This is a genomic window from Citrobacter sp. RHBSTW-01013 (assembly GCF_013781985.1).
GTDB lineage: Bacteria > Pseudomonadota > Gammaproteobacteria > Enterobacterales > Enterobacteriaceae > Citrobacter > Citrobacter braakii.
This window is the reverse complement of sequence record NZ_CP056185.1, coordinates 1,687,849-1,703,023: the sequence shown is the minus strand read 5'-3', so window position 1 is coordinate 1,703,023 and position 15,175 is coordinate 1,687,849. Positions and strand designations below refer to the sequence as shown.

At 53.1% G+C, this 15,175-nt stretch carries 16 protein-coding genes; 8 read left to right on the top strand and 8 right to left on the bottom strand.

Annotated features, from left to right (window positions below; genetic code table 11):
• Positions 1-11 precede the first annotated feature (11 nt).
• Positions 12-611: a 5'-deoxynucleotidase gene (yfbR, locus tag HV350_RS08315; protein ID WP_003028083.1), complete on the top strand. Its 600-nt coding sequence runs from the start codon at positions 12-14 to the stop codon at positions 609-611.
• A 52-nt stretch (positions 612-663) separates the two neighbouring features.
• On the opposite strand, the gene HV350_RS08310 is transcribed toward yfbR, so the two are convergent.
• The 4 genes from HV350_RS08310 to yfbV all read right to left on the bottom strand — a co-directional run bounded on the left by HV350_RS08310 (position 664) and on the right by yfbV (position 4,277).
• Entirely contained in the window at positions 664-2,496 is a 1,833-nt protein-coding gene (locus HV350_RS08310; RefSeq protein ID WP_016153839.1) for an SLC13 family permease, read from the bottom strand.
• Positions 2,497-2,573: 77 nt separating this feature from the next.
• Positions 2,574-3,251, bottom strand: a complete 678-nt coding sequence (locus tag HV350_RS08305) for a sugar phosphatase (RefSeq protein WP_085951065.1) — start codon at positions 3,249-3,251, stop codon at positions 2,574-2,576.
• Positions 3,244-3,738 carry a YfbU family protein gene (locus HV350_RS08300; protein WP_016153841.1) on the bottom strand — a complete coding sequence of 165 codons (495 nt, stop codon included), beginning with the start codon at positions 3,736-3,738 and terminating at the stop codon, positions 3,244-3,246. The genes HV350_RS08305 and HV350_RS08300 overlap by 8 nt, the downstream gene beginning before the upstream one ends.
• Positions 3,739-3,821: 83 nt before the next feature.
• Complete coding sequence (yfbV, locus tag HV350_RS08295; protein WP_016153842.1) at positions 3,822-4,277, bottom strand: terminus macrodomain insulation protein YfbV; 456 nt, start codon at positions 4,275-4,277, stop codon at positions 3,822-3,824.
• 339 nt (positions 4,278-4,616) lie between these two features.
• On the opposite strand from yfbV, the gene ackA reads away from it, so the two are divergent.
• The 3 genes from ackA to yfcC all read left to right on the top strand — a co-directional run bounded on the left by ackA (position 4,617) and on the right by yfcC (position 9,760).
• Positions 4,617-5,819 carry an acetate kinase gene (ackA, locus tag HV350_RS08290; protein WP_016153843.1) on the top strand — a complete coding sequence of 401 codons (1,203 nt, stop codon included), beginning with the start codon at positions 4,617-4,619 and terminating at the stop codon, positions 5,817-5,819.
• A 75-nt stretch (positions 5,820-5,894) separates the two neighbouring features.
• On the top strand, positions 5,895-8,039 hold the full coding sequence (gene pta, locus HV350_RS08285; protein WP_181630225.1) for a phosphate acetyltransferase: 2,145 nt from the start codon (positions 5,895-5,897) through the stop codon (positions 8,037-8,039).
• 200 nt (positions 8,040-8,239) lie between these two features.
• Entirely contained in the window at positions 8,240-9,760 is a 1,521-nt protein-coding gene (gene yfcC, locus HV350_RS08280) for a putative basic amino acid antiporter YfcC (protein WP_016157044.1), read from the top strand.
• A gap of 56 nt (positions 9,761-9,816) precedes the next feature.
• Here the strand turns inward: yfcC and yfcD are convergent, their stop codons facing one another.
• The 3 genes from yfcD to yfcF are packed head-to-tail and all read right to left on the bottom strand — an operon-like array spanning position 9,817 to position 11,679.
• Positions 9,817-10,371 carry an NUDIX hydrolase YfcD gene (gene yfcD / locus HV350_RS08275; protein WP_006683645.1) on the bottom strand — a complete coding sequence of 185 codons (555 nt, stop codon included), beginning with the start codon at positions 10,369-10,371 and terminating at the stop codon, positions 9,817-9,819.
• A gap of 56 nt (positions 10,372-10,427) precedes the next feature.
• Positions 10,428-10,979 (bottom strand): phosphodiesterase, encoded by a 552-nt coding sequence (gene yfcE, locus HV350_RS08270; RefSeq protein ID WP_016153846.1) that lies wholly within the window; start codon positions 10,977-10,979, stop codon positions 10,428-10,430.
• Positions 10,980-11,034: 55 nt separating this feature from the next.
• Positions 11,035-11,679, bottom strand: coding sequence for a glutathione transferase (gene yfcF, locus HV350_RS08265; RefSeq protein WP_016153847.1), 645 nt, complete (start codon positions 11,677-11,679; stop codon positions 11,035-11,037).
• 134 nt (positions 11,680-11,813) lie between these two features.
• Between yfcF and yfcG the strand changes: the two genes are divergently transcribed.
• The 4 genes from yfcG to HV350_RS08245 all read left to right on the top strand — a co-directional run bounded on the left by yfcG (position 11,814) and on the right by HV350_RS08245 (position 14,381).
• On the top strand, positions 11,814-12,449 hold the full coding sequence (gene yfcG / locus HV350_RS08260; RefSeq protein WP_181630224.1) for a GSH-dependent disulfide bond oxidoreductase: 636 nt from the start codon (positions 11,814-11,816) through the stop codon (positions 12,447-12,449).
• Positions 12,450-12,503: 54 nt separating this feature from the next.
• Complete coding sequence (gene folX / locus HV350_RS08255) at positions 12,504-12,866, top strand: dihydroneopterin triphosphate 2'-epimerase (protein ID WP_181630222.1); 363 nt, start codon at positions 12,504-12,506, stop codon at positions 12,864-12,866.
• A gap of 19 nt (positions 12,867-12,885) precedes the next feature.
• Complete coding sequence (locus HV350_RS08250; RefSeq protein WP_016153850.1) at positions 12,886-13,779, top strand: TIGR01777 family oxidoreductase; 894 nt, start codon at positions 12,886-12,888, stop codon at positions 13,777-13,779.
• A 71-nt stretch (positions 13,780-13,850) separates the two neighbouring features.
• Complete coding sequence (locus HV350_RS08245) at positions 13,851-14,381, top strand: GNAT family N-acetyltransferase (protein ID WP_072050783.1); 531 nt, start codon at positions 13,851-13,853, stop codon at positions 14,379-14,381.
• Between the two features lie 18 nt (positions 14,382-14,399).
• On the opposite strand, the gene hisP is transcribed toward HV350_RS08245, so the two are convergent.
• A complete protein-coding gene (gene hisP, locus HV350_RS08240) occupies positions 14,400-15,173 on the bottom strand; it encodes a histidine ABC transporter ATP-binding protein HisP (RefSeq protein WP_043017062.1) in 774 nt (257 codons plus the stop codon).
• Between the last annotated feature and the right edge of the window lie 2 nt (positions 15,174-15,175).

Below are 15,175 nucleotides of genomic sequence, written 5' to 3'. Positions count from 1 at the left end.
TAAGGGTCGTTATGAAGCAGAGCCATTTTTTTGCCCACCTCTCCCGTCTGAAGCTCATTAATCGCTGGCCGCTGATGCGCAACGTGCGCACCGAAAACGTGTCTGAACACAGTCTGCAGGTTGCCATGGTTGCCCATGCGCTGGCCGCGATCAAAAACCGCAAATTTGGTGGTCAGGTTAATGCTGAGCGTATTGCTCTGTTGGCGATGTATCACGATGCGTCAGAAGTGCTGACCGGTGATCTCCCTACCCCGGTGAAATATTTCAACTCGCAGATTGCGCAGGAATATAAAGCGATAGAGAAAATTGCCCAGCAAAAGCTGGTCGATATGGTACCTGATGAACTGCGCGATATTTTTGCGCCGCTCATTGATGAACATGCCTTAAGTGAAGAAGAGAGATCGATTGTTAAACAGGCCGATGCCCTGTGCGCGTATCTGAAGTGTCTGGAGGAACTCTCTGCCGGTAACAACGAATTTCTGCTTGCCAAGACGCGTCTGGAAAAAACGCTCGAGTCGCGACGCAGCGAAGAGATGGACTACTTTATGGACGTGTTTGTCCCGAGTTTTCACCTCTCATTAGATGAAATCAGCCAGGATTCTCCGCTATAAACGCATGACCCGGTGGCGGCGAAGATATCCCCGTCGCCATCCGCCAACAACATCAAAACGGAAACAGCATCGGGATCATCACCACGCACACCGCCATCACAATGATGGTAAACGGTACGCCAATCTTCACGAAATCGCTAAAGCTGTAGTTGCCAGGTCCGAGCACCAGAGTGTTTACCGGCGAAGAGACCGGTGTCATAAAGGCTGCGGATGCCGCCATCGCAATCCCCATAGCAAAAGGATACGGTGAAACGCCCATCGACTTTGCAGCCGCCAGCGCGATTGGCGCCATCAGCACCGCCGTCGCGGTGTTGGAGATAAATAACCCGATAGTCGCACACAGCACGAACAGGCAGCCCAACATCATATACGGGCCATACCCGCCACCGACATCCATCAGCCCTTTCACCACCAAGTCGACACCGCCGGTTTTTTGTAAAGCCAGCGCGAAGGGCATCATCCCGACAATCAAAATAATGCTTGGCCAGTGAATCGCTTTATAGGCACTTTCGGCATCAATACAGCGAAATTTCCCCATCAGTAGACAAGCGATGATCGCAGCCACCGTATTGGGAATTTCATCAGTGAGCATCAGAGCAACCATCAGCACCAGACAGAAAATCGCATGCGGTGCCTGGCTGTGCGCCGGAGAAGCTTCACTGACTTCCTCGGGCATATTCAGCACGACAAAATCACGCCCTTTTTGTCCCAACAGTGTGATGAGCTTCCAGTTGCCCACCACTAATATGATATCGCCCATCAGCAATGGCTCATCCACCACCGCTCCAGCCAGAGCCGCGCCATCGCGCTTCAGCCCGACGACATTCAGCCCGTAGCGGGTACGAAAAGCGATTTCCCGTACCGTTTTGCCGATCAATTCCGATTCAGGGATCAGAGAGATCTCGGCCATCCCCACATCAAGCGCCTGCTCGGAGAAGTATTCGCCGCGCAATACCATTGGTTCCAGAAACTGTTCACTGCAAAATTCACGCAGGTCAACATCGGCCGCGGACATATCAATCAGCAATACGTCACGGGCGCGAAACTCAGAAACCCCGTTAACGTCGACTATTACGCGACGAAAGCGACGCCAGCGTTCCACGCCAATCACGTTTGCCCCGTAGCGCTCACGCAACTTCAGATCATCCAGACGCTGGCCAATCATAGGAGAACCGGGACGAATCGCCAGCCGACGCGCGCGCCCGGTCAGGCGATATTCTTTAATCAGATCGCGAAAGGTCCGGCGTTTCCAGCCGTCTCCCGGCTGCCTGGAATCTTCCCCCTTGAGCATAAAGCGCATCAGCAGCATATAAATTATGCCGAGTACCAGAACCACCAGCCCCAGCGGGGTAACGCTAAAAAAGCTGAACCCGTTGAGTCCTTCACGTAACAGTTCACTGTTGACGACCAGGTTAGGCGGCGTCGCCACCAGCGTCATCATGCCGCTTATCAGGCCGGCAAAGCTCAGAGGCATCATCAGGCGTGAAGGGGAAATTTCCATGCGCATGGAAACGCTTAAGACCACCGGGATAAAGATGGCGACCACGCCGGTCGAACTCATAAACGCCCCGAGCCCGGCAACGGTAATCATCAGCAACACCAGCATTTTGACTTCACTGCTGCCAGCCACCTTCACCAGCCAGGCACCCATTACCGTCGCCACCCCGGTACGCACCAGGCCGTCGCCGATAATGAATAATGCCGCTATCAAAATAACGTTAGGATCGCTGAATCCGGAAAAGGCTTCTGTGATGCTCAATGTTCCGCTCAGAACAAAGGCAATGATGACCAGCAAAGCGACCGCGTCCATACGCACTCTGCCAGTGACAAACAAGACGACGGCAATCGCCAGCAATGAGAGAACCCATATCAATTCACCGTTCACAACATATCCTTGTTAAATGAGAGGGATGGATCGATTCTGCCATAAAAAAGCCCCAACAATCTGGGGCTAAATCATGTTCAGGTATTTCTTACTACGACCACATTTCCGTTAGGCTGTTTGGTCACAGAAATATGTTCCAGACTGGTCAGCGAAAAATCGACCTCATCCAGACGCGGCGTGTCCACAGGCGCGTTGACCGCTATCACATGACACCCTGCCGCCAGTCCTGAAAGCACCCCAGCGGGCGCATCTTCCACCACCGCGCATTCCTGTGGCGCAAGACCCAGAAGCTGGGCGCCTAACAGATAGGCGTCAGGCTCGGGCTTGCCTCTTTTTACCCGCTCGGCGGTGACAAACACTTCAGGAGCAGGCAGCCCCGCGACACGATGACGCGCTCGTGCGACCGGCATGGATCCGGAGGTCACAATCGCCCATGGAATACCCGCTTTATTGAGGTGGTTGAGTAAATCAACCGCTCCCGGCAGCGCTGTGATCCCCGCGGTTTCCGTCGCTTCGATCTGCTCCAGGCGGGTGAATTCCGCGGCGATCTCAGCCTCAGATTTGCCCACCATAAAGTGTCGCAGGGAGGTAATGGCCTGCTTGCCATGAATAAAGCCGAGCACCTCGGCGTGATCGAGGCCAAAACGATCGGCCCAGTTGCACCACGCGCGTTCTACTGCGGGTAAGGAATCGACCAGTGTTCCATCCAGATCAAACAGAAAACCTTTGCACTGCACGCTCGCCCCCTCAGGCATTAATGATTTGGTTAATTTCATTCGCACTCAGGTGATACTGGCGCGGGCAAGAGTGCCAGACATTCAGCATACGCTGATATTTTTCCCACATCGGGGTCTGGGCGTTGAAGCCATGCGTACCCGCATCAAAGTGGGTATAACGACCTTCCACATTAACCATAAAACGTACGTACCCGAGGTAACGGGCTTCCGTTGCGGCGTCAAAGCCAAGGAAGGTCACGCGGCGCTCATCAATAGCCTGCGCGTCCTTAAGATTAGTCCAGGACACATGTAATGCGTGATACATCTCCATAATATCGATAATCGTACGACAGGTTTCTTCCGTCAGCTCACCAAACTCACGATCCAGCTCGCGCATCTGCAAGCCGTAACCGCGTTCAATAATCGTCTGCAAACGACGATAACGCTCGGCGTTAGTGGGATCGAGCATAGTCATCATTTTGTACTGATTAGACAAAATCAGACGTTGAGCGTTGGTCATTTCCATTTGGGACTCCTGTATCACTACTACTGCGATGAAAAAAAAGAAGGCATCTTGTGCCTTCTTTTATATGCGTAATCAGGGGTCAATTACAAATCATCAAGGAAAGTTTTATCCAGTTGTTTGAAGGCGCGCTTAAGCGTGTCAGCCAGCGCCTGATAATCAGGCTTTCCTTCTACCGGAGTGAGCGCCTGCCCGGCTTCTTGCAATTTACCCCGAACTTCGTAGAACCAGTTGAGTATTGAAGGCGGCAGCGGCGTTACAGAACGTTTACCCAGCCACCACATGCCCTGCATCGGCAGGCTGAGCGCAAACAGCGCAGTCGCCACGGCCGGTCCCAACTGCCCCCCTAACGCAATTTGCCAGCATAAGGTGAAGACGGCGATAGGCGGCATAAAACGGATCGCGTAACGCGTCATGCGGATCACGCGGTTCTCTACAAACACAGGCGCGAGGCGCTTTTCCATTGGCCACGTCTTCGCATAGTGCTGCCCCCGGCGAAACAAGCTAAAAAAATTGACGGAACGATTATCCGGTGTCGACATGGCGGTTACCTCAACTTCACATATAAAAATTAAAAAATTTGTGCAAAACAACAACTACAAGGGACATCGTTCAAAACATTTTGTCTTTGATACCCACATTCAGGTATCCTGTGCCGGCCTGTAAGGCCTTTAGTCCAAAATCATTGAGTCGTCAAATTGACACATAGTATGCCATTGGCTGAAAAATACGCAAAATGACATAGACTCAAAGGTATTTATTCCATCGTGCCCAAAAAGACTATGGCGCATGATGTTAATCATAAACGTCGGTGTCATCATGCGCTACGCTCTATGACTTCCTGACGTTTTTTTAGCCACGTATCATAAATAGGTACTTCCATGTCGAGTAAGTTAGTACTGGTTCTGAACTGCGGTAGCTCCTCACTGAAATTTGCCATCATCGATGCAGTAAACGGTGAAGAATACCTCTCTGGTTTAGCCGAATGTTTCCATCTCCCAGAAGCACGTATCAAGTGGAAAATGGACGGCGGTAAACAAGAAGCGGCTTTAGGTGCAGGCGCCGCTCACAGTGAAGCGCTGAATTTTATCGTTAATACCATTCTGGCACAAAAACCAGAACTGTCTGCTCAGCTGACTGCGATTGGTCACCGTGTTGTTCACGGCGGCGAGAAATACACCGGCTCTGTGGTTATCGACGATTCCGTTATTCAGGGTATCAAAGACGCAGCCTCTTTTGCACCGCTGCATAACCCTGCACACCTGATCGGTATCGCAGAAGCGCTGAAATCCTTCCCGAATCTGAAAGACAAAAACGTGGCTGTGTTCGACACCGCGTTCCATCAGACCATGCCAGAAGAGTCTTACCTCTATGCTCTGCCATACAGCCTGTACAAAGAACACGGTGTTCGTCGTTACGGCGCGCACGGTACCAGCCACTTCTTCGTGACTCAGGAAGCGGCAAAAATTCTGAACAAACCGGTTGATGAGCTGAACATCATCACTTGCCACCTGGGCAACGGCGGTTCTGTCTCTGCTATCCGTAACGGTAAATGTGTTGATACCTCCATGGGTCTGACCCCGCTGGAAGGTCTGGTGATGGGTACGCGTTCCGGTGACATCGACCCGGCGATCATCTTCCACCTGCACGACACCCTGGGCATGAGCGTTGACCAGATCAACAAAATGCTGACCAAAGAGTCCGGCCTGCTGGGTCTGACCGAAGTCACCAGCGACTGCCGTTATGTTGAAGATAACTACGCGACTAAAGAAGACGCTAAACGTGCAATGGACGTTTACTGTCACCGTCTGGCGAAATACATCGGTTCTTACACTGCGCTGATGGATGGTCGTCTGGATGCAGTTGTCTTCACCGGTGGTATTGGTGAAAACGCAGCGATGGTTCGTGAACTGTCTCTGGGCAAACTGGGCGTTCTGGGCTTTGAAGTTGACCACGAACGTAACCTGGCCGCACGTTTCGGCAAATCTGGTTTCATCAACAAAGAAGGTACCCGTCCTGCGGTGGTTATCCCAACCAACGAAGAACTGGTTATCGCGCAAGACGCGAGCCGTCTGACTGCCTGATTTCACACCGCCAGCCTAGCTGGCGGTGCTGTTTTGTAACCCGTCTACATCGACGGTAACGAAAGAGGATAAACCGTGTCCCGTATTATTATGCTGATCCCTACCGGAACCAGCGTCGGTCTGACCAGCGTCAGCCTTGGCGTGATCCGCGCAATGGAACGCAAAGGCGTTCGTCTGAGCGTCTTCAAGCCGATCTCTCAACCGCGTGCCGGTGGCGATGCGCCAGACCAGACTACCAGCATCGTCCGTGCTAACTCTTCTCTGCCAGCCGCTGAGCCGCTGAAGATGAGCCACGTTGAATCTCTGTTGTCCAGCAATCAGAAAGATGTGCTGATGGAAGAGATCATCGCGAACTACCACGCGAACACTAAAGACGCTGAAGTTGTACTGGTTGAAGGCCTGGTCCCAACCCGTAAACATCAGTTCGCGCAGTCTCTGAACTACGAAATCGCGAAAACGCTGAACGCAGAAATCGTCTTCGTAATGTCTCAGGGTACCGATACCCCGGAACAGCTGAACGAGCGTATTGAACTGACTCGCAGCAGCTTCGGCGGCGCGAAAAACACCAACATCACCGGCGTAATCGTTAACAAACTGAACGCACCGGTTGATGAGCAGGGCCGTACTCGCCCGGATCTGTCCGAGATTTTCGACGACTCTTCCAAAGCGAAAGTGATCAAAGTTGATCCGGCTAAACTGCAAGAATCCAGCCCGCTGCCGGTTCTGGGCGCGGTGCCATGGAGCTTCGATCTGATCGCAACGCGTGCAATCGATATGGCGCGTCATCTGAACGCCACTATCGTTAACGAAGGTGATATCAATACCCGTCGCGTGAAGTCTGTGACTTTCTGCGCACGCAGCATTCCGCACATGCTGGAGCACTTCCGTGCAGGTTCTCTGCTGGTGACTTCCGCCGATCGTCCTGACGTGCTGGTTGCAGCATGCCTGGCAGCCATGAACGGCGTGGAAATCGGTGCCCTGCTGCTGACTGGCGGCTACGAAATGGACGCGCGTATCACTAAACTGTGCGAACGTGCATTTGAAACCGGCCTGCCGGTATTCATGGTGAACACCAACACCTGGCAGACCTCTCTGAGCCTGCAGAGCTTCAACCTGGAAGTTCCGGTTGACGATCACGAACGTATTGAGAAAGTTCAGGAATACGTTGCTAACTACATCAACGCTGACTGGATTGAATCCCTGACCGCGACCTCTGAGCGCAGCCGTCGTCTGTCTCCGCCAGCGTTCCGTTATCAGCTGACCGAGCTGGCACGTAAAGCCGGCAAGCGCGTTGTTCTGCCGGAAGGTGACGAGCCGCGTACCGTTAAAGCGGCGGCTATCTGTGCTGAACGCGGTATCGCAACCTGCGTACTGCTGGGCAACCCGGATGAGATCACCCGCGTTGCGGCCTCTCAGGGCGTTGAGCTGGGCGCTGGCGTAGAAATCGTTGATCCAGATGTGGTTCGCGAAAGCTACGTTGCTCGCCTGGTCGAACTGCGTAAAAACAAAGGTATGACCGAAACCGTTGCCCGCGAACAGCTGGAAGACAACGTGGTTCTCGGTACCCTGATGCTGGAACAGGACGACGTTGACGGTCTGGTTTCTGGTGCAGTTCATACCACCGCGAACACCATCCGTCCGCCGCTGCAGCTGATCAAAACTGCACCGGGTAGTTCCCTGGTGTCTTCCGTGTTCTTCATGCTGCTGCCGGATCAGGTTTACGTATACGGCGACTGCGCGATCAACCCGGATCCGACTGCAGAGCAACTGGCAGAAATCGCGATTCAGTCCGCTGAATCCGCCATTGCTTTCGGTATCGAACCGCGCGTAGCAATGCTCTCCTACTCCACTGGTTCTTCTGGTGCAGGTAGCGACGTAGAAAAAGTTCGTGAAGCCACGCGTCTGGCGCAGGAAAAACGTCCTGACCTGATGATCGACGGTCCGCTGCAGTATGACGCCGCCGTTATGGCTGACGTAGCAAAATCCAAAGCGCCGAACTCTCCGGTTGCAGGTCGCGCTACCGTGTTCATCTTCCCGGATCTGAACACCGGTAACACCACCTACAAAGCGGTACAGCGTTCTGCCGACCTGATCTCCATCGGGCCAATGCTGCAGGGTATGCGCAAGCCTGTGAACGACCTGTCTCGTGGCGCGCTGGTTGACGACATCGTCTACACCATCGCTCTGACCGCGATCCAGTCTTCCCAACAGCAGCAGTAATCTGTCGAGTGTGCCGGATGTCTTATCCGGCAACACTTCTGCTTATTAAACCGGAAATAGCTTATATTTCCGGTTTTTTTATACCTGTTTTTCCCGTTGGCATATTCTGAAACATTTGCCAGGATGCGCTGCATCAATGAATAACTATTCTCCTGTTTGCATACTTATCCTCTTTTGCATTGCAACAGGGATAGTCTTTCATGTCAGCAGTAACAGAAACACAGCCAGCTAAAAAATGGGCGATGCCCGATACGTTGGTGATTATTTTTTTCGTTGCCATTTTAACCAGTCTGGCGACATGGGTTGTTCCCGTCGGGATGTTCGACAGTCAGGAAGTGCAGTATCAGGTTGATGGACAAACCAAAACCCGTAAGGTGGTCGACCCCCATTCTTTTCGAATTCTGACCAACGACGCGGGCGAAGAGCAGTATCACCGGGTGCAGTTTTTCACCACCGGTGATGAGCGCCCTGGCCTGATGAATTTTCCGTTTGAAGGGTTAACCTCCGGCTCTAAATTCGGCACTGCCGTCGGCATTATTATGTTTATGCTGGTGATTGGCGGCGCATTCGGCATCGTTATGCGTACCGGAACCATCGATAACGGCATCCTGGCGCTCATCCGCCATACGCGAGGAAACGAAGTCCTGTTTATCCCGGTGCTGTTTGTTCTCTTCTCATTAGGCGGCGCGGTGTTTGGCATGGGGGAAGAGGCGGTCGCCTTTGCCATTATTATCGCACCGTTAATGGTACGGTTAGGTTACGACAGTATCACCACCGTTCTGGTCACCTATATTGCGACTCAAATTGGATTCGCCAGCTCATGGATGAACCCGTTCTGCGTGGTCGTCGCGCAGGGGATTGCGGGCGTGCCGGTGCTCTCTGGTTCCGGTCTGCGTATCATTGTGTGGGTGGTTGCGACCCTGATAGGTCTGACCTTCACGCTGGCCTATGCGGCGCGCATCAAAAAGAATCCGCTTTTGTCCCGGGTACATGAATCCGACCGTTTCTTTCGCGAACAGCAGGACGACGTTGTGGAACGACGCTTCACGCTGGGCGACTGGCTGGTGCTGCTGGTGCTGACCGCGGTAATGATTTGGGTTGTCTGGGGCGTGATCGTCAACGCGTGGTTTATTCCTGAGATCGCCAGTCAGTTCTTCACCATGGGCCTGGTAATTGGCATCATCGGCGTGGTCTTTCGTCTCAACGGCATGACGGTCAACATCATGGCCTCCTCATTCACTGAAGGCGCGCGAATGATGATTGCCCCTGCCCTGCTGGTCGGTTTTGCCAAGGGCATATTACTGCTGGTCGGTAATGGAGAGGCGGGTGAAGCCAGCGTGTTGAACACGCTGCTGCACAGCATTGCCAACGGCATCAGCGGGCTGGATAACGCCATCGCGGCGTGGTTTATGCTGCTGTTCCAGGCGGTGTTTAATTTCTTCGTTACTTCCGGCTCTGGTCAGGCTGCATTGACCATGCCGTTATTAGCACCCTTAGGCGATCTGGTTGGCGTAAACCGTCAGGTCACCGTACTGGCCTTCCAGTTTGGCGACGGATTCAGCCATATTATCTATCCTACGTCGGCATCGCTGATGGCAACGTTAGGCGTGTGTCGGGTGGATTTTCGTAACTGGCTGAAGGTAGGCGCCACGCTGTTGGGACTGCTGTTTATTATGTCCAGCGTGGTGGTGATTGGCGCGCAGATAATGGGTTACCATTAAAAAACGATTGCCCGGCCTACACGATTTCTCGACGCTGTAGGCCGGATGAGCAGATTTTACTCAGCCTCTTCCTGCTTTTCGGCTTTCGCCCCTTCATTCTTAGCGTTGCGGGTCATCCACAGCGCCAGGGCTTTCAGTGAGTCCGGCGTAAATTCGTCGCAGCGCGCGGTAATTTCTTCCGGCGTCAGCCAGCAAACTTCACTAACCTCTTCTTCCTGAAGCGCAAACGGTCCGTGGGAAACACAGCTAAACAGCCCGCCCCATACGCGACAGTTCTGGTCTTCAAAATAAAACTGCCCATGCTCGGCAAACGGCACGCCCGCAATCCCCAGTTCCTCTTCCGCTTCACGGCGCGCTGAATCCAGTAGTTGCTCGTCAGCCTGCACAACACCGCCAGCGGTGGCATCCAGCATGCCGGGCAAAAAATCTTTTGTCTCAGTACGACGCTGAACCAGAATTTTGCCCATTCCATCATGCACGACGATATACGTTGCACGATGGCGTAAGCGTTGCGCCCGCATTTGTTCCCGGCTGGATTGTGCAATGACTTCGTTGTCTTCATTCACAATATCCACCCATTCCGTACTTGCCAAACGACGCTGTTCCACCATCAGGAAACCTTCTTTTTTCTTGCGCTCTTACGGCGCGTTTATGTTTGTGGGGTAAATTACGGATTAATCTCGACCTGTGCAATAACACTTTGATCATTGAGTGCCATTACGCTGAGAACATTATCATCCAGAATCCCGTAACTTGCCGCAAAGCCCCCTTTCGGGATGCTTACCGAGCCGGGATTGAAGTGGTAAACATCCCCTTGACGCTCAGCCACGGGCAAATGTGTATGCCCATAAACCAGCACATCTCCCACGTTGAGCGCCGGCATATTTTGCGGGCCAAAAAGATGCCCGTGCGTCAAAAAGAGTCGCTGATTTTCTGTCAGAATTTGCTGCCACGGCGCGGTCATCGGAAAATGCAGGAGCATCTGATCCACTTCGCTGTCACAATTGCCACGCACCGCGATAATCCGCGCTGCCAGCGCATTCAACCGCTCAGCAACCTGCGCAGGTGCATAGCCTTCCGGGAGCGCATTACGCGGTCCGTGGTTTAAAACATCACCCAATATCACCAGCCATTGCGCACCGCTTGCGGCAAACCGTTCAAGTACGCGTTCCGTGGCTGGCAACGAACCATGAATGTCCGATGCGAACATCAGTTTCATCACTCACTCCTCGTTGAAAAGTACCTTGTAATGATACTGGATTACGCCCCGTTTTTCAGCAGGAACGCTTCGCTGAAAGCGCGATAAAACGCTGGACTGAAGCGCGCTGCCACTGGAAGGCGGCATATTCTGCAAGCGCTTCGGGAACCTCATCGCCGTTAAGGACCAGACGATTCAGCATTAGCGCTAAATCGCAGTCGGCAATACACCATTCGCCAAATAAATTCTGCTTCCCGTGGCTCAATAAATGGCTCGCAGTGGCGAACAATTTCTCCGCACTGACTTTTCCCGCTTCGCTTAACGGACCTTTCTTCACGCCAGCAAAAACTACGTCCGTTGAGCGTTCTTCACGGATAGGCATCAGATCGCTGCGGATCCACGCCTGAACCTGGCGCGCCCGCGCGCGCTTTTGCACATCGTGTGGGTAGATACGCTCCCACTGCGGTGGTGCAAAGCTCTCTTCCAGGAACTCAGTTATCGCTGATGATTCGCTCAGCTCGAAACCGTCGATTTCAAGCACCGGCACGCGCCGCGTTAACGCATACCCTTGCCATGAAGGTTGCAAGTGTTCGCCGCTGTTGAGATCAACGGTTTTCAGCGTAAAAGGCAGTCCTTTCTCTTGCAGAGCGACATAAACAGACAGTACGTAAGGGGAGAAAAAATTGGCATCTGACCACAGCGTAATTGCAGATTTGCTCATAATGTCCTCTGAAATGTATTGGCTTGCCTTCAAAATATAGAGTCTTTCTCTCACTGTCACTTGATGAAAACTCACGCACGCCAACAGGCTCTATACTTGTTATGACCCGGTTCATGACAAAACGGACGCTGAAAATGATCGATCTCTATTACACTCCATCGCCAAACGGTCACAAAATCACGCTGTTTCTTGAAGAGGCGCAGCTGCAATACCGTCTGATTCATGTCGATATCAGCAAAGGTAGCCAGTTTCACCCTGATTTTCTGCAAATCTCACCAAACAATAAAATCCCGGCCATTATCGACAGTGCCCCGGTAGACGGCGGAAAGCCCATCAGCCTGTTTGAGTCCGGAGAAATATTACTCTATCTGGCAGAAAAGAGCGGTAAGCTGCTGAGCGGTGAGTTACGTGAACGCCACACTACGCTGCAGTGGCTGTTCTGGCAGGTCAGCGGCCTCGGACCCATGCTCGGTCAGAATCATCATTTTAGCCACTACGCACCACAAACGATTCCCTACGCCATTGAAAGATACCAGGTTGAAACCCAGCGCCTGTACAACGTGATGAATAAACGTCTGGAAACGTCCCCCTGGCTGGGAGGCGATCACTACAGCATTGCCGACATTGCCTGCTGGCCGTGGATCCACGCCCATCAGCGTCAGCGCATCGACCTCGACAACTACCCGGCGGTCAATAACTGGCATGAACGCATCCGTACGCGTCCCGCAACGGAACGCGCCATGCAACAAGCACAAAGTGAGAAGCAGTGACGCGATTCGGTTCTCGTGTATCATGCAAAGGTTCATACATGGAGGAAACCTGCAATGTCACAACCTGACGCAATTATTCGTATAAAAAACCTTCGTCTGCGCACTTTTATCGGCATCAAAGAAGAGGAGATCCTTAACCGCCAGGATATCGTCATCAACATTGCCATTCACTATCCGGCAGACAAAGCCCGTACCAGCGAAGATATCATCGACGCGCTGAATTATCGCACTATCACCAAGAGCATCATTGCCCACGTGGAGGGTAACCGCTTCTCATTGTTAGAAAAATTAACTCAAGATGTGCTCGATATCGCACGCGAACATCACTGGGTCACTTATGCTCAAGTAGAGATAGATAAACTTCACGCATTACGTTACGCCGACTCAGTCTCTATGACGCTGAGCTGGCAGCGCTAAACATAACCCGGGAGGCGACATGCAGATTCTGATTACCGGCGGTACTGGCCTGATTGGACGTCATCTGATCCCCCGCTTGCTGGAACTGGGGCATCAGATAACCGTAGTGACCCGTTCTCCAGATAAGGCGCGTCAGATTCTCGACTCCCGGGTTACGCTGTCCAAAGGGCTGGAAGAGCGGCAAAATCTCAATGACATTGATGCCGTCATTAACCTTGCCGGAGAGCCGATTGCGGACAAGCGCTGGAGTGCCCAGCAAAAGGAACGCCTGTGTCAGAGCCGCTGGGTCATCACGCAGAAGCTGGTCGATTTAATCAATGCCAGCGAGACACCGCCCGCAGTGCTAATTTCCGGTTCCGCTACCGGTTACTACGGCGATTTAGGCGAAGTGGTGGTCACAGAAGAAGAGCCGCCGCATAACGAATTTACCCATAAGCTGTGCGCCCGCTGGGAGCAAATTGCCAGCACCGCGCAAAGCGACAAAACCCGCGTGTGTATGCTGCGCACCGGCGTGGTACTGGCCTCTGCTGGCGGCATTCTGGCGAAAATGGTCCCGCCGTTTCGTCTTGGCTTAGGCGGACCAATTGGCAACGGACGCCAGTATATGGCCTGGATCCATATTGATGATATGGTCAACGGAATTCTCTGGCTGCTGGATAACGATCTGCGCGGTCCCTTCAACATGGTTTCACCGTACCCGGTGCACAATGAGCAGTTTGCCCACGCGCTGGGCCACGCCCTGAACCGCCCTGCCATTCTGCGCGTTCCCGCCACCGCAATGCGGTTGCTGATGGGCGAATCTTCAGTGCTGGTTCTCGGCGGACAGCGAGCGTTGCCAAAACGCCTGGAAGCGTCCGGTTTCGCGTTTCGCTGGTACGATTTAGAAGAAGCGCTGGCGGATGTCATCCGATAACCCCTAAGCGCTATTCACGGTCGCCATTGTGGTGGTAAGGTTATAGGCCAGATTTCTGCAATGGCGACGTTATGGCGATAATTTCGACTCCCCGACTTACCCTCTCTTTGTTTCAGTTTTCTGACTGGTCATTTTTCCAGAAGCTACGTGAATGTCCTGAAGTCATGCGCTATATGGGCAACATCGCCCCGGTGAAAGATACGCGTCTGTTATTCGCCAGACGCCTTGCCGCACAGCACACTTTTGTCATCCGCGAGCACAACAACCCGACGCCGCTCGGCGATATTGGTCTGCAAATCAGCCATCTCTACCCGCATGAAGCCGACCTCGGCTACGCCATCTTGCCACAGGCGCAGGGGAAAGGTATTGCCAGCGAAGCCGTACGCGCGGTGTGCCAGTACGCCTTCGAGCACGCGGCGGTCACGGCGATAAATGCTTACGCACTGGCGGATAATAAGGGCTCAATACGGATTCTGGAAAAAACGGGGTTCGTGCGTACGCAGGTGCTGGAAAAGGCGTATGAGATTGATGGTATCGCCTACGACGACTGGGTTTATCGTCTGGAGTGCGACGCGCTAAAATCCCAGGCCCGGAAAGCGTAGCGCCTCCGGGCAGGTGACTTACTTCAACGAACCTTTGAGGAACTGCTGCAAACGCGGGCTTTGCGGATTACCAAATACCTGCTCCGGATCGCCCTCTTCTTCAATCTTCCCCTGATGCAGGAAAATCACGTGCGTAGAGACATGACGGGCAAACCCCATTTCGTGGGTCACGACCACCATGGTTTTTCCCTCTTCGGCCAGTTGTTGCATAATGCGCAGCACTTCGCCCACCAACTCCGGGTCAAGCGCCGACGTGGGTTCATCAAACAGTAACACTTCCGGTTCCATCGCCAGCGCACGAGCAATGGAGACACGCTGCTGCTGACCACCGGACAGATGCACCGGATATTTGCCCTGAGCGCGCTCATCAATACCCACTTTCGCCAGATACTTCACCGCACGTTCGCGAGCTTCCTGCTTGCTCAGCCCCAATACCTGGATCGGCGCTTCCATCACGTTTTCCAGCACCGTCATGTGGCTCCACAGATTAAAGTGCTGAAAGACCATCGTCAGTCGCGTGCGCAGCAAGCGCAGCTGATTTTTGTCTGCAACCTTAAGCTGGCCGTCTTTGTCGCGTACCAGACCAATGTTCTGACCACTGACGACAATCGACCCGGCGCTCGGTTTCTCGAGAAAGTTAATGCAGCGCAGGAAGGTACTTTTACCGGAACCTGACGAGCCAATAATACTGATAACATCACCCGCATTGGCCTGCAGCGATACCCCTTTCAGCACTTCATGTTCGCCGTAGTGCTTATGTAAATCGATAACGTTTAATTTATTTTCAGACATCG

Excerpts from the sequence above, each read along its gene's own strand:
- HV350_RS08245 (WP_072050783.1), top strand. The coding sequence starts at position 13,851 with ATGGCGATAATTTCGACTCCCCGACTTACCCTCTCTTTGTTTCAGTTT.
- HV350_RS08250 (WP_016153850.1), top strand. The coding sequence starts at position 12,886 with ATGCAGATTCTGATTACCGGCGGTACTGGCCTGATTGGACGTCATCTG.
- HV350_RS08300 (WP_016153841.1), bottom strand. The coding sequence starts at position 3,738 with ATGGAAATGACCAACGCTCAACGTCTGATTTTGTCTAATCAGTACAAA.
- yfbV (WP_016153842.1), bottom strand. The coding sequence starts at position 4,277 with ATGTCGACACCGGATAATCGTTCCGTCAATTTTTTTAGCTTGTTTCGC.
- yfcC (WP_016157044.1), top strand. The coding sequence starts at position 8,240 with ATGTCAGCAGTAACAGAAACACAGCCAGCTAAAAAATGGGCGATGCCC.
- yfcF (WP_016153847.1), bottom strand. The coding sequence starts at position 11,679 with ATGAGCAAATCTGCAATTACGCTGTGGTCAGATGCCAATTTTTTCTCC.
- hisP (WP_043017062.1), bottom strand. The coding sequence starts at position 15,173 with ATGTCTGAAAATAAATTAAACGTTATCGATTTACATAAGCACTACGGC.
- yfbR (WP_003028083.1), top strand. The coding sequence starts at position 12 with ATGAAGCAGAGCCATTTTTTTGCCCACCTCTCCCGTCTGAAGCTCATT.
- yfcD (WP_006683645.1), bottom strand. The coding sequence starts at position 10,371 with ATGGTGGAACAGCGTCGTTTGGCAAGTACGGAATGGGTGGATATTGTG.
- yfcG (WP_181630224.1), top strand. The coding sequence starts at position 11,814 with ATGATCGATCTCTATTACACTCCATCGCCAAACGGTCACAAAATCACG.
- folX (WP_181630222.1), top strand. The coding sequence starts at position 12,504 with ATGTCACAACCTGACGCAATTATTCGTATAAAAAACCTTCGTCTGCGC.
- ackA (WP_016153843.1), top strand. The coding sequence starts at position 4,617 with ATGTCGAGTAAGTTAGTACTGGTTCTGAACTGCGGTAGCTCCTCACTG.
- HV350_RS08305 (WP_085951065.1), bottom strand. The coding sequence starts at position 3,251 with ATGCCTGAGGGGGCGAGCGTGCAGTGCAAAGGTTTTCTGTTTGATCTG.
- yfcE (WP_016153846.1), bottom strand. The coding sequence starts at position 10,979 with ATGAAACTGATGTTCGCATCGGACATTCATGGTTCGTTGCCAGCCACG.